The sequence below is a fragment of the Gordonia sp. LUNF6 genome (assembly GCF_047041125.1).
GTDB classification, from domain to species: domain Bacteria; phylum Actinomycetota; class Actinomycetes; order Mycobacteriales; family Mycobacteriaceae; genus Gordonia; species Gordonia sihwensis.
In genome coordinates this window covers 3,632,759-3,645,528 of record NZ_CP178181.1, presented here as the reverse complement: position 1 = coordinate 3,645,528, position 12,770 = coordinate 3,632,759, and the positions used below count along the sequence as shown (strand labels likewise).

The following is a 12,770-nucleotide window of genomic DNA, read 5'->3' as shown; positions in this document are numbered from 1 at the left end:
CGTGCGTACACGATCACTACTAGCCGTAGTAGCCGCAACAGCCGGCCTCATCAGCATCCCCGTCATCGCGACCCCCGCCGTCGCCGACGCAGCCCCCGCCGCCACCCAAGCGCTCCACACCCTCGACACACTGCAGGTCAAGGGCCGCGCACCCAAAACCGGGTACGACCGCGACCAGTTCAACGTGTGGTCCGACGACGTCGACGTCGCCGGAGGTCACAACGGCTGCGACACCCGCAACGACATCCTCAACCGCGACCTGACGAACAAGACGTACAAGCCCGGCACCCGCAACTGCGTCGTCCTGACCGGCACCCTCGCCGACCCGTACACCGGCAAGACGATCGCCTTCCAGCGCGGCGCGAGCACGTCCAGCAAGGTCCAGATCGACCACGTCGTCGCACTCAGCGACGCCTGGCAGAAGGGCGCCCAGTCCTGGTCGGCGGCCAAGCGCCACGACTTCGGCAACGACCCGCTCAACCTGCTGGCCGTCGACGGCCCCTCGAATCAGCAGAAGCGCGACGGTGACGCCGCGACCTGGCTGCCCGCCAACAAGAGCTTCCGCTGCACCTACGTCAGCACCCAGGTACAGGTGAAGGCCAAGTACGGCGTGTGGGTCACCGCGGCCGAGAAGACCGCAATGCGCACCGTGCTGTCCAACTGCGACAACGCGCCCGCCCCGCAGACACAACCGGCACCGGTAAAGCCCCAGCCGCAGCAGCCGTCCGGCGTGTACTACCAGAACTGCTCGGCCGTCCGCTCCGCCGGCAAGGCCCCGCTGTACCGCGGTGAGCCCGGATACCGGTCCGCTCTCGACCGCGACAACGACGGCGTGGCGTGCGAATGACGTACCCCGAGCCCACCCCGGCCAAGAACACCAAGCGCAACGCGATCATCGGTGTCGGCGCCCTGTTCGCGCTGCTCGCCTCGTGCGGTGTCGGAACAGCGATCGGTGGTGACGACGCACCGAAGGCAGCGGCACCGACCACGGTGACCAGCGTCCAGACTGAAACAGAGACCGTCACCGTCACCAAGTCGACGTCAGTGTCCGCTGCTCCGGTCACCGCGACGGAGACGACCGAGGACACGACCGCGGTGCCGATCCAGGACGAGCCGGAGACGACGCGGCAGCGTGTGCAGCCGCTGATCCCGCAGACCACAGAGGATGTGCCGGCGGCGCCCGCTGCGCCGGAGAGCGCGTACTACGCGAACTGCGCAGCGGCGCGTGCGGCCGGCGCGGCGCCGCTCTATCGCGGGTCGCCCGGGTACAGCAGCAGCCTCGACCGCGACGGCGACGGAGTCGCCTGCGAATAGGTGATCGGTCACCGGGCAGACAAGCCGCCCCGACTCTCATTTCGAGGGAGTCGGGGCGGCTTTCGTCACTGCCCCTGCTGTTCTCGCCGCTTCCGCTCGCGGTAGTACTGGCGCTCGTCCGAGGACGCGGCACGGCATGCGTCGCACCGGCACCCGTACGAGTATCTCGCTACTGTCCCGTGCTCTGCCGTCGTGCCGAGCGCGCGCATCGCCTCATTCTGTCTGGCCTGCCGCCGCAACGCCTCATCTCGCGCCCACACCAGATCAGACGCGAACCACGGTGGGCCCTGCGGCAGTATCTCTCGCTTGATCCAGTTCCTGAGCGCCGTGTCCGACCTGCCCACATACGCCGCAGCCGCCCGCTGCGTGTAGAACGTCCGCTCATCGTCGGCGTGCTCTCGCACCTCCGTCATCAGGAGAGCCTCCCGATCCTTTCGGTCGCGGCGGACGATCTGCCTGATCCGATCCGGCGTCACCCCATACCGTGCGGCGAGGTCGGTAGCCGAGACTCCCTGGGCGGCCGCATCGCGAATCTGGCGATCACGATCCGCATTCGGCGGGGCCTCCTGCATTGACACGGCCGTTTCCCACGCGGCCCAGCACTCGTAGCTGCATGTACGGGCCTGTCGTGCTCCGCCGAACTGGCACCAGGTCGCCCCACACATCACGCACTCGTAGACGCGGCCGACTCGAGTCGCCTTGCCTTTCTTCGCCGATGACTCCGCCCGGGAGGCTTGTGTCTGCGCGCGTACCCCGGAACCGCGGAGCTGATCCATGTCGCGGGATGCGGACGCTGCGAGCGGATCCCGCTTGGCCTCGAAACGTCGCCATCCAGCCGATCCGAGCCGGGCTTTGGATGCCTCGCTGCGCCGCTGGTGGCTGGCCTGGGAGACGAGTGCGGTCCCGCGCGCGAGGCCATGCCTGGCCTTGTACTCGGCAGCCGACATGCCGTGCGCACCGCCCACATGCGCTCCGACCGACTCGAATCGCTGCCCGCACTCGTGGCACAGGACGGTCGTGCCGTCGTCGTCGAGGACCCCGTACAGGCCATGTCCCGACGGGTCTCCGAAGATCTTCTCGGGCCGCGATCGGACATCGACGCCGCGCTGCTCACGCTTGTAGTGCATGAGGCACAGGCGTCTGGCGTGCTGGGGACGGTCGCATTCCCACGCTTCGCAGATTTCGACCGGGCCGCGCTCCCCACGGATCGGCACGTCAGCTGTCCTTTCCGAGCCAGAGGCGCAGGGTACGGCGTGTGACCCCGAGGTCCTGGTGCAGCTGGTACTCGCTGGCACCGTCTTCGACCGCGAGCAGTGCGATCGCGCGGGCCGCGGCCTTGGCATCTTCGAGGGCCGCATTCAGCCGACCGATTTCGCGGCCGGCGTCGGTCGCTGTCGCCTCGCCGAGCAGGTATTGAGTCGCGGCCGACAGGGCAGCGTTGCGGAGGTCCTGGTCTTCGGGCTCGGGGTAGCGGGTGCCGGTGTCGTCCCAGATCGTGATGAAACGGTCGCGCTGCTCGTCGGTGAGGGTGTCAGCGGCGTCACCGAGCCAGGCGTCGATCGCGGTGTCGTCGTTGTGCATCAGAATGCTCCTTCTCCGTAGATGCGGTCGGCTGCGGCGTCGATTTCGTCGAGGAAGCCGTCGTTGATGTTCTCGACCGAGATGATGGCGGTGGGGTAGACGAGGTACTCGCCGAGTTCAGCGTCGACCGCGGCGTTTCCGCTCATCTGGCCTTCGAGTTCGATGAGGTTCCATTCGCCAGCGCCGAAGGGGATCGCGGCCTGTACGAGGTACTCGGCGAGTTCTTCGCGGGAGCCGCAGACCGAGATACCTTCGCGGGAGTCGCGCTCCTCGTCACCTCCCCAGGGTCGGCTGATCTGGTTGTCGGCGACGAGGAGGTCGGCGGCTTCGTAGCCTGCCTCTTGGATTCGGAACCAGCTGCTCATGTATACGAGTATACACACTATGGATACCGGTGTACATACTTGACGGTGAATCACCCAAACGGACTACTCGTGCGACACTTCTCCGCATGCTCGTCACCCTTCACGGCGGACCGCACGACGGCCGCATCATCGACGCCGACACGAGCGTCCCGCTGCGGTTGCCGGTCCTGATGCCGGGCGCAGGCGGTGAAGCGCCTGAGCTCGGCGAGATCGCGGCGTACGCGCCCGATGACGGTGGAGTCTGGCGGTACGCAGGCTCATCGTCATGATGGGCGTCGCCGAGCGGGCCAGTCCGCATCGCACGGTTAGAGGACACTGCGCGATACCCTCGACATAGCTGCTGGCGGTAGGGGCCGAGCGAGCATCATTCGCATCGGAGCAGCACCTTGGTCACCGTCATCGACACCGCCGCGGGATTCCCGTCAGCGACAGCCATCAAGAACGCCGGCCACACCGGCATCATCGCCTACGTGTCGCCGTCCCGGCCCGGCACGAACTTCGCCGGAAAGCCGATCACACGCGCGGTCGCAGACAGCTACCGCGCGGGCGGCGTCGACATCGCGGTCGTGTGGCAGCTCGGCAAGCCCGGCGACCCACAGACGCCCTCGGACTGGACCACCGGATACGCGGGCGGCCGACGCATGGCGAAGCAGGCGCTGGCGAACGCGCGCGCGGCCGGAATGCCAGGCTGGTGCCCGATCTACTTCGCCGTCGACGAAGACATCACCCTCGACCAATGGAACGCGACGGCCAGCCAGTACTTCAAGGGCTGCTGCGACGAGATCGGGCAGGCCTGGGTCGGGATCTACGGGCACTCCCGCGTCGTGGAGTGGGCGGTCGAGGACGGTGTCGTCGACCCGCGGCGGCTGTGGGTGACGCGCGCCTGGTCTGACGACGACGGCCGCGGCTACGCGGCCCTCTACCAGCGGGTGATCGACACGCCCAGCAATCCGGGGCCGACGGTCGGCGGCATCACCGTTGACGTCAACGACGTCTACCGCCCGGATTGGGGCCAGTGGTCGATCGACCGCACACCCGGCGCCGCGCCGACCCCGGAGCCGCCCGTGACGGGTGGCGTGGCGCCGAGGTTCGAGGCAATCAGCCGGATCGGCCAGGCGTCTCAGCCGCGGACCAAGACGCCGATCAACTGGCTGATCCACACCGAGCAGGGCGGCGGCCAGAATCCATCGGAGGATGCTGAGCGCCTGGCCCGGTACTGCAACAACACCGCCAACGGTGTCAGCTACCACTACTCGCTCCGCGCGGGGAAGCTCGTCCAGATGGTGCCGCTCGATCGCGCCTCCTGGTCGGTCCTCGACGCCAACGCGTACACCGTCAACCTGTGCTTCGCCGGATCGTATGCGGAGTGGACACGCGAGCAGTGGATAGCGAACTGCCGCGACGACATCCGGATCGCCGCCTACATCGCGGTCCGCGACTGCAAGGCTCTCGGTATTCCGACCACTGTCATCGCGCCGCCGTACAATCGCGGCTCCGGCATCAGCGACCACCGGTACGTCACGCGTGCGCTCGGTATCGGCACCCACACCGACGTCGGTGGGCCGATGCAGGCACCGTGGTCAGGGTTCCCGTGGGACCTGTTCGAATCCGATATCCGATCGTTCCTCGCACCGGCACCGAACCTCATCGACGCCGAAGCCGCCCGCGCCGCCGCGTGGATCGGGAAGCGCCTGGCACCCGTGGGGGCCGTGGGGGAGACGATCATCCGCAAGGACGGCCGCGAGATCGGCCGGTTCGTCCCGTACGAGAACGCACACATCTACTGGCGGACCGGTGCGACATCCGCGTTCGCCATCCCGCACGCCGACCCGCAGATCCCCGGCTCCGGGCTGTTCGAGACGTGGGGCGCCGACTACCGCTACGAGCAAGGGCCGCTCGGATTCCCCAAGGTCGCGCACTCCGTCGTCACCAACGGCGCCGTCCAGACGTTCGAGGACGGGCAGCTGTTCCGCAAGAACGGGACGCCGCGGGGCTGGCGGGTCCACGGCCGGATCCTCGATGCCTACGCCGCGCACGGCTACGAGCAGGGCCCGCTCGGCTGGCCGATCGGCGACGAACGCGCGGTCGACGGAACCGACAACCGTGAGCAGCAGTTCGAGCGCGGCCGACTCGTCTGGTCGCCGACCGGAGTGACCGTCGACCTCGCGAAGGGAGCATGACGTGTGGACGAAGACATTCTGGGAGGACGCTGCCGAGCGTGCGGTCAAGACCGCAATCCAGACGCTGCTCGCCGTCGTGAGTTCCGCCGCGACCGCCGCGACGATGTCCGGCGGCGACTGGGGCCTGGCACTCAAGACGGCCGGGTTCGCGGCCCTGTTCTCGATCGCGACGTCGATCGCGTCAGCCCGCGTCGGCGACCGCGCGACAGCGGCGGCACTACCAGTGGCCGCGCCCGGCGGCCGACACTCCCGGACAGACGAATGATCCGCCGCGGCACATGGGTCCCGCTCCTTCCCGAGGGAGCCAGATTCGGTGTGATCATCGTTGTCCCGATCGAGCCGATCCTGCGAGGACTCGACTACGTGCTGCCGGGCGCGGTACCTCCCGCCGTTCAGCTATCCCAGGTCGAGCAGGCAATGCCTCTCTGGCTGTGGGGAACCCTGTGCCTGATCGCTGGGCTGACGGCCCTGACTGGGTTCCTCGGCCGCTGGCGCCGCCTGACGGTCGTCGGCCTGTGGATCGGGGGATCGGTGTACGCCGCGCTGGCTGTCGGGCAGTGGATTGCGGTCGCTCACCAGCCCTGGCTCGATGGGCTCCGCGGCCCGTCGATCGTCACCCTGCTGTGTCTCGCGCAGCTCGGGATGGCTATCGGGTACGCCGCGCAGCCGGACGACCGTGAGGTCGAGCGTGAGGCTGCCGAATGAACGACTTGGCGACGGCCGGAGCGCCGTGGTGGGTGATCGGGATCCTGGTGGTCTTCGGCGTCGTGGTCCCGGCCGGCACCTCGCAGCGTGCCGCGACGATCCCGGGACTTCTCGGATCTGCCGCCCGGTGGTGGCAGGACCGCAAGGACCGCCGACGGCGGGAAGCGGTCGCAGAGGCTCGCGCTGCCGCGGAACCGTCTCCGTCAGCGCTGATCGCGGACCGCGAGATCGAGCGACTCAAGGCGTTCTACAAGGGTCTCGCGGATGACTGCGCAGAAGAGGCCCGGCGGTCGAGGGCGGTCAGCCAGGCATTGACTGAGCGCGTCGAGAAACTCGAGGACCGGGTGACCGCGGTGTCGAGGAAGTTCTTCGTCCTCCTCGGCCACTACCGAAAGTCGGTGGATCGACTGCAGCGGGGCGAACCGCTCCCGGAGCCGCCGGAAGAACTGCGCCAGTATCTCCCGTGACCCGGTAATGTAACAGTCCATGAACTGTTACATCGTGGGTGGCGCGTGAGTCGCGCGTACGGCTGGACCGTCGACGGCCAGATCATCGACACCGAGGCCGACACTATCCGCCGGGTCGCCGACCTGGTCCTCGACGGTACCCCGGTCCGTGCAATCGCGAACACCCTCAACCGCGAAGGCATCACGACCGGGACCGGCGCATCGTGGGCGATCCCGCCGATCACTCGCATGCTCAAGAACCCGCGCCTCATCGGGAAACGCGACGAGGACGGGCATCTCGTTGACAACCCCGCGGTGCCCGCGATCCTCGACGAGGACCGGTGGGTCCGGATCAACGAGATCCTCTCCGACAGTGACCGGCAAAAGCACACGCGGAAGCCGCACAGGAAGCACCTCCTGACCGGTGTCTGCCGCTGCGGGGTCTGCGGTGAGCCCGCCTACCCGAGCGGGACGACGGTTCGCGCCTCCTGCTCGCATGTGCAGGCCACCACGGCGGCCGCCGAATCCGAGATCACTGAGCGGCTCCTGGCGCGCGTGACGTCGCGGCCGTGGCTCGACGCTGTCCAGCAGCAGATCGACCGCGGCAGCGATCACTACAGGTCGGTCATCAGCATGGCCGATGAACGGATCGAGGTCCTCGCGAAGACGTTCGGCGGCGGCACTACCGATGCCGCGGCGTTTGAGGCCGGCGTGGCGGCCGCGCGAGAAGTGCGCGCGGAGGCGGAGTCGTCGCTGGCGTTGATCGACGTCGTGGACCGGTTTCCGTCGCTGACGGACGAGGACGTCGTTCGATGGTGGGCGGACGAATCGACGCCGCTTGAGGATCGGCGTGCACTGATCGCTTCGGTGATCGATCACGTCGACATCCTGCCGTTGCGGGAGTCGTCGGACCGGGACCGGTTCGTCGTTCACTGGCGGTAGTTCATGGTCAATCCCTGGGATATTCCTGGGATTTGATGCCGCCAGAAAGAAGAATGCAGGTCAGGAAATGTTTCCTGACCTGCATTTTCTCTGCGGAGGATAGGGGATTCGAACCCCTGAGGGCTGTTAACCCAACCCGCGTTCCAGGCGAGCGCCATAGGCCACTAGGCGAATCCTCCAGGCAGAACGATCGTAGCGGGTGGGGTGCATGGAACCCAAAACGACCCGCTACACTGTTCTACGGATCCCGCGCGGCGTGCATCCTGTGAACTCCCCCAGGGCCGGAAGGCAGCAAGGGTCAACGGGCTCTCTCGGGTGCGCGGGGTCCGCTTAACTTTTTTCGCGCGTTACATCTGCAGCCGCCGCGAGGCCGCGTCTGTGGGAGAGGTTCACGTTGAACTTTCACTCGATGAGTGTCGACCAACTCCGCACCACCCAAGACGATCTGCGAAAGCGCTACGAGGTCCTCCGGGCAGCCGGACTCAAGCTCGATCTGACACGCGGCAAGCCGGCCCCCGACCAGCTCGACCTCTCCAACGAGATGCTGTCGCTGCCGGGGCAGACGTACACCAGCCCGGACGGCACCGACTGCCGCAACTACGGTGGCGTCACCGGTCTGCCAGGACTCCGTGCGATCTTCGGCGAACTGCTCGGCACCGGCGCCGACCGCACCCTTGCCCTCGGCAACGCCAGCCTGCAGATCATGCACGACATCACGGTGCACTCACTGCTCGGCGGAAACCCCGACTCCGACAAGCCGTGGTCGGCCGAGCCGATCAAGTTCCTCTGCCCGGCTCCCGGCTACGACCGCCACTTCGGCATCACCGAGCGGTACGGCATCGAGATGATCACCGTCCCGATGAACCCCGACGGCCCCGACGTCGATGCCTGCGCGGCGCTGACCGCCGCCGATCCGTCGATCAAGGGCATGTGGCTGGTCCCGACCTACTCGAACCCCACCGGGTACTCGGTGTCGGAGGAGGTCGCGCGCAAGCTGGTCGCGATGCCCGCCGCCGCCGACTTCCGCATCTACTGGGACAACGCATACGCGGTGCACACGCTGGTCGAACGCGCACCCGAACCGCTGCCGATCCTGGATCTGGCCGCCGAGGCCGGCAACCCGAACCGCGTCTACGTCTTCGGGTCCACCAGCAAGATCACCTTCGCCGGCGCCGGCGTGGCGTTCTTCGCGTCGTCGAAGACCAACCTCGACTGGTTCACAAAGAACGTCAGCGTCTCGACCATCGGTCCGGACAAGCTCAACCAGCTGCGGCACCTGATGTTCCTGCGCGACGCCGACGGCGTGCGTGAACTGATGGCCCGGCACCGCGAGCTCATCGCACCCAAGTTCGCGAAGGTGCTGGAGATCCTCGAGGACCGGCTCGCCGACAGCAAGATCGCCTCATGGACTCACCCCGAGGGCGGCTACTTCATCAGCCTGGACGTCATCGACGGCACCGCGAAACGCACCATCGAGCTGGCGAAGGATGCCGGCATCGCGCTGACGGCCGCCGGATCCACCTTCCCGTACAAGAAGGATCCGCGCGACGAGAACATCCGTCTCGCCCCGACCTTCCCGTCGATCGACGAGCTCGCCACCGCAATGGACGGCGTCGCCACCTGCGCGCTGCTCGCCGCGACCGAGGTGCTGCTGGGCTCCGAGTAGCGACTCCCGGTGAAGCTCGAACGGTCGACGCCGGCGGTCGTCGGATTCCTCCTCGCCGGGCTGCTCTCGGTCTGGGCACAGCACTCCCTGATCCCCTTCACCGAGCCGTACTGGGGGCTGTTCCAGAACTTCCTCGATCTCGACGTGTACCGGGCGGGCGCCCAGGTGGTGCTCGACGGCGGTGATCTCTACCAGGCCAAGCTGCTCGGCCAGATGGACTTCACCTATGCGCCGCTGTCGGTGGTTCTCTTCGCTCCCTTCGCGTGGATGGCGGCGGGCCCGGCGCACCTGGTCTGGACCATCGCGATCTTCGTCGCGCTGTATCTGGTGGTGGTGCTCGGGTTCAAGAGTCTCGGACACGAGGTCACCTGGCGGCTGCGTGCGATCGCGGTGTCGATCGTGCTGCTGAGCGCGCTGCTCGAGCCGGTACGGTCGACCATCTGGTTCGGACAGATCAACGTCTTCCTGATGCTGCTGGTGATCGCCGATCTGGCGCGGCCCGAGGGCAGCCGGCTTCGGGGCGTCGGCGCCGGTATCGCCGCGGGCATCAAGCTGACACCGCTGATGTTCGGTGCGTACCTCCTGGCGATCCGGCAATGGCGGACCGCGGCGCGCATGGCCGCCGGCTTCGCGGCGTCGGTGGTGCTCGGGTTCGCCCTCATGCCGTCGGCGTCGAAGGACTTCTGGTTCGGCACGATGTTCGACTCCGACCGGGTCTCCTCGCCGCAGACCTATGGCAACCAGTCCATTCGCGGCGCGATCGCCAATTTCACCCACACCGACCACCCGAGCACCCTGCTGTGGCTGGTGCTCTCCGCCGCGCTGGTGCTGCTGGCGGGCCGTGCCTGCGTCCTGGCGCATCGGCACGGTCAGGAACTGCTGGCGCTCTCCATCGTCGGGATGACCTCGTGCGCGGTTTCCCCGGTCGCGTGGTCGCACCACTGGGTGTGGCTGGTCCCATTGCTGGTCGTCGCGATCCACCAGATCGCCGAACGGATCCCCGGCCCGGGCGCCTTCGCGCTGGCCGCGCTCGCCCTCGGCGGGTTCGCATCCGCGATCGCCTGGCGGACGCACTTCGCCTTCCCGATGTGGTACGCCAACCGCAGCGTGGAAGAGGCGTACCTGACGGGCCTGTTCTTCAAGCACCCCCCGCCGTTCGATTGGTTCACCACCCAGCCGTTGACACTGATCCTCGTCGTCACCTCGGTGGTGACGATCGTGGCGTATCGACGGCCCGGACCCGGGCGACCGGCGCCCGCGGCCGGCCGGTCGTGAGCGCCGGCACGGCTGTCGGGGCTCGCCGGTAGTCTTGCGTCGTGGCTCTCTATCGCACCTATCGCCCGGCAACCTTCGCCGAAGTCGTCGGCCAGGAGCACGTCACCGCGCCTCTGAGCCGAGCCCTCGATACCGGCCGCATCAATCACGCCTATCTCTTCTCCGGTCCGCGCGGCTGCGGCAAGACCTCGTCGGCCCGCATCCTGGCCCGCTCACTCAACTGTGAGCAGGGCCCGACGTCGACCCCGTGCGGCACGTGCTCGTCCTGCGTCTCGCTCGGTCCCGGCGGACCGGGCAATCTCGACGTGGTGGAGCTCGACGCGGCCAGCCACGGCGGCGTGGACGACACCCGCGATCTCCGCGACCGCGCGTTCTACGCGCCGGCCGAGTCGCACTATCGCGTCTTCATCATCGACGAGGCGCACATGGTGTCGTCGGCCGGCTTCAACGCGCTCCTGAAGATCGTCGAGGAGCCGCCGGAGCACTTGATCTTCATCTTCGCGACCACCGAGCCGGAGAAGGTGCTGACGACCATCAAGTCGCGGACGCACCACTATCCGTTCCGTCTGCTCGCGCCGCCGGTGATGCGCGGTCTGTTGGAGAACATCTGCGCCAAGGAGGGCGTGGTGGTGGCGCCCGAGGTGTATCCGCTGGTGATTCGCGCCGGCGGCGGATCCCCGCGCGACAGCCTCAGCATCCTCGATCAGCTCCTCGCCGGTGCGGGTGACGAGGGCGTCACCTACGACCGCGCGCTCGCCCTGCTCGGTGTCACCGACTCGGCGCTGATCGACGCCGCGGTGGAGGCCCTCGCGGCGGGCGACGGCGCAGCGTTGTTCGGCGTCGTCGAGCGGGTGGTCGACGCCGGGCACGATCCGCGACGCTTCGCGATCGATCTGCTCGACCGTTTCCGCGACCTCATCCTGGTGCAGGCGGTGCCGGACGCCACCGAGCGCGGGCTGGTGGAGGCCCCCGAGGATCAACTGGCCGCGATGCGCGAGGCCGCGGCCGAACTGGGGCCCGCGACTCTGACGAGGTACGCCGAGGTGGCGCACACCGCGCTCGGCGAGATGCGAGGTACCACGTCGCCGCGCCTGTTGCTGGAGGTGATGTGCGCCCGTCTGCTTCTGCCTGCGGCCTCGGCCGACGACGCTGCGCTGCTGCAGCGAATCGAGACGCTGGAACGGCGTCCCGCGGGAGCATCCGCCCCGGGCTCCGTGCCCGTCGCGGTGACGGACGCTCCCGCCGCCCCCGCCGCGGACGAGCCCGCACCGCGCTTCGTCCGGCCGTCGCAGCGCAAGGCCGTCGAAGAAGCGCGTGCGGCCGTCGACACGGCCGATGCGCCGACGCCGGCATCCGAGCCCCGCGCGCCTGAGCCTCCCGCTCCGCGGCCGAGCACGCCCGCACCCGAACCCAGCGCTCCCGAATCCAGCGCTCCCGCCTCCGAGGCCGCTGAGGCGCCGCGCGCCGAGGAGCCTGCGGTCTCGGCTCCGCATCCGCCGGAGGTGTCTGATCCACGGGCTCCGGAGCCGCCGCAGCAGCGCGAGCCCGTCGGACGCGAGCACACGCAGCGCGAACAGGTGCAGCGCTCCGCCGCGGACGAGGAGATCCCGCCACCGCCCGAACCGCCGATGGACGCTGATCAGCTCCCGCCGGCGGACGAGCCGCACCAGCCCGATCCTGCGTCCGAACCGGCTCCCGAACCGGAACCGCAGGCCCCGACAGGACTCACGGTGGACGCCGTCTCGGCTCGGTGGCCGGACATCCGTGCGGCTGTGCGGACGCAGAGCACCGTCCTCGAAGCGATGCTCTCGGCCGCTTTCGTACATCAGGTCGACGGCACCCAGGTGGTGCTCGGACATCCGCATCCCGCGCTGGTGGGACGCCTGTCCGACGATCGCGGACTGCGTGCCCTGACCGCCGCGGTGGTCGAGGTCTTCGGCGAGGGCTTCAGCGTCGCCGTCGTGCACGCCCAGCCCGGGTCGGCACCGGCGGCGGCGCCGACCCCGCAGCGCACCCCGGAACGGGAACAGCCCCGCCGTCAGACGTACACCCGGCCGAGCAAGCCCCGGTCGGAGCAGACGCACGGTGAGCAGCCGGCGCCGCCGCCCGCGCCGGAGGAACCCGAACCGGAGCCGCCGGTGCCCGACGAGGAGCTGACCGACGCCGAACGTGACGAGATGGTGGCGCAGGCCCAGTCGGGGACCCCGGACGACCGTCTCGACCCCGACCAGGTGGCTCTGGAGCTGCTCAAGTCGGAGCTCGGCGCTCGGCCGGTCGAGTAGCCGCGCGTAGACGA

The 12,770-nt window shown here is 68.6% G+C and carries 14 protein-coding genes, 1 tRNA gene and 1 other RNA gene; 12 read left to right on the top strand and 4 right to left on the bottom strand.

Going from position 1 to position 12,770, the window contains the following annotated elements; translation table 11 throughout:
• Position 1 precedes the first annotated feature (1 nt).
• Positions 2–847: a DUF1524 domain-containing protein gene (locus ACK8HH_RS17045; RefSeq protein ID WP_412475378.1), complete on the top strand. Its 846-nt coding sequence runs from the start codon at positions 2–4 to the stop codon at positions 845–847.
• Positions 844–1,314 (top strand): excalibur calcium-binding domain-containing protein, encoded by a 471-nt coding sequence (locus tag ACK8HH_RS17040; RefSeq protein ID WP_412475377.1) that lies wholly within the window; start codon positions 844–846, stop codon positions 1,312–1,314. Before ACK8HH_RS17045 ends, ACK8HH_RS17040 begins: the two co-directional genes overlap by 4 nt.
• 65 nt (positions 1,315–1,379) lie before the next feature.
• Here ACK8HH_RS17040 and ACK8HH_RS17035 read toward each other — a convergent pair whose 3' ends face one another.
• From ACK8HH_RS17035 to ACK8HH_RS17025, 3 genes are read right to left on the bottom strand one after another with little or no spacing between them, the layout of a single operon-like run.
• Positions 1,380–2,528, bottom strand: coding sequence for a MucR family transcriptional regulator (locus tag ACK8HH_RS17035; protein WP_412475376.1), 1,149 nt, complete (start codon positions 2,526–2,528; stop codon positions 1,380–1,382).
• A 1-nt stretch (position 2,529) separates the two neighbouring features.
• Positions 2,530–2,895 (bottom strand): hypothetical protein, encoded by a 366-nt coding sequence (locus tag ACK8HH_RS17030; RefSeq protein ID WP_006897613.1) that lies wholly within the window; start codon positions 2,893–2,895, stop codon positions 2,530–2,532.
• Positions 2,895–3,260, bottom strand: a complete 366-nt coding sequence (locus tag ACK8HH_RS17025; protein WP_006897614.1) for a hypothetical protein — start codon at positions 3,258–3,260, stop codon at positions 2,895–2,897. Before ACK8HH_RS17025 ends, ACK8HH_RS17030 begins: the two co-directional genes overlap by 1 nt.
• Positions 3,261–3,346: 86 nt before the next feature.
• Between ACK8HH_RS17025 and ACK8HH_RS17020 the strand changes: the two genes are divergently transcribed.
• The 6 genes from ACK8HH_RS17020 to ACK8HH_RS16995 all read left to right on the top strand — a co-directional run bounded on the left by ACK8HH_RS17020 (position 3,347) and on the right by ACK8HH_RS16995 (position 7,533).
• Complete coding sequence (locus tag ACK8HH_RS17020; protein ID WP_412475375.1) at positions 3,347–3,529, top strand: hypothetical protein; 183 nt, start codon at positions 3,347–3,349, stop codon at positions 3,527–3,529.
• A gap of 117 nt (positions 3,530–3,646) precedes the next feature.
• Positions 3,647–5,440: a glycoside hydrolase domain-containing protein gene (locus tag ACK8HH_RS17015; RefSeq protein ID WP_412475374.1), complete on the top strand. Its 1,794-nt coding sequence runs from the start codon at positions 3,647–3,649 to the stop codon at positions 5,438–5,440.
• Between the two features lies 1 nt (position 5,441).
• Positions 5,442–5,705 (top strand): holin, encoded by a 264-nt coding sequence (locus tag ACK8HH_RS17010; protein WP_062368103.1) that lies wholly within the window; start codon positions 5,442–5,444, stop codon positions 5,703–5,705.
• A gap of 50 nt (positions 5,706–5,755) precedes the next feature.
• On the top strand, positions 5,756–6,145 hold the full coding sequence (locus ACK8HH_RS17005) for a hypothetical protein (protein WP_412475373.1): 390 nt from the start codon (positions 5,756–5,758) through the stop codon (positions 6,143–6,145).
• On the top strand, positions 6,142–6,612 hold the full coding sequence (locus ACK8HH_RS17000) for a hypothetical protein (protein ID WP_062368105.1): 471 nt from the start codon (positions 6,142–6,144) through the stop codon (positions 6,610–6,612). Before ACK8HH_RS17005 ends, ACK8HH_RS17000 begins: the two co-directional genes overlap by 4 nt.
• A gap of 45 nt (positions 6,613–6,657) precedes the next feature.
• Positions 6,658–7,533, top strand: a complete 876-nt coding sequence (locus tag ACK8HH_RS16995) for a recombinase family protein (RefSeq protein WP_412475372.1) — start codon at positions 6,658–6,660, stop codon at positions 7,531–7,533.
• 93 nt (positions 7,534–7,626) lie between these two features.
• Here ACK8HH_RS16995 and ACK8HH_RS16990 read toward each other — a convergent pair.
• Positions 7,627–7,712 (bottom strand) — tRNA-Ser (locus tag ACK8HH_RS16990).
• 59 nt (positions 7,713–7,771) lie between these two features.
• Here ACK8HH_RS16990 and ffs point away from each other — a divergent pair.
• The 4 genes from ffs to ACK8HH_RS16970 all read left to right on the top strand — a co-directional run bounded on the left by ffs (position 7,772) and on the right by ACK8HH_RS16970 (position 12,756).
• Positions 7,772–7,868: signal recognition particle sRNA small type (gene ffs / locus ACK8HH_RS16985), an RNA gene on the top strand.
• 59 nt (positions 7,869–7,927) lie between these two features.
• Positions 7,928–9,199 (top strand): aminotransferase class I/II-fold pyridoxal phosphate-dependent enzyme, encoded by a 1,272-nt coding sequence (locus ACK8HH_RS16980; RefSeq protein ID WP_006897411.1) that lies wholly within the window; start codon positions 7,928–7,930, stop codon positions 9,197–9,199.
• Positions 9,200–9,208: 9 nt separating this feature from the next.
• A complete protein-coding gene (locus ACK8HH_RS16975) occupies positions 9,209–10,474 on the top strand; it encodes a glycosyltransferase 87 family protein (protein ID WP_006897410.1) in 1,266 nt (421 codons plus the stop codon).
• 41 nt (positions 10,475–10,515) lie between these two features.
• Complete coding sequence (locus tag ACK8HH_RS16970; protein ID WP_278125362.1) at positions 10,516–12,756, top strand: DNA polymerase III subunit gamma and tau; 2,241 nt, start codon at positions 10,516–10,518, stop codon at positions 12,754–12,756.
• Positions 12,757–12,770: the final 14 nt, after the last annotated feature.

Excerpts from the sequence above, each read along its gene's own strand:
- ACK8HH_RS17040 (WP_412475377.1), top strand. The coding sequence starts at position 844 with ATGACGTACCCCGAGCCCACCCCGGCCAAGAACACCAAGCGCAACGCG.
- ACK8HH_RS17030 (WP_006897613.1), bottom strand. The coding sequence starts at position 2,895 with ATGCACAACGACGACACCGCGATCGACGCCTGGCTCGGTGACGCCGCT.
- ACK8HH_RS17025 (WP_006897614.1), bottom strand. The coding sequence starts at position 3,260 with ATGAGCAGCTGGTTCCGAATCCAAGAGGCAGGCTACGAAGCCGCCGAC.
- ACK8HH_RS17020 (WP_412475375.1), top strand. The coding sequence starts at position 3,347 with ATGCTCGTCACCCTTCACGGCGGACCGCACGACGGCCGCATCATCGAC.
- ACK8HH_RS17000 (WP_062368105.1), top strand. The coding sequence starts at position 6,142 with ATGAACGACTTGGCGACGGCCGGAGCGCCGTGGTGGGTGATCGGGATC.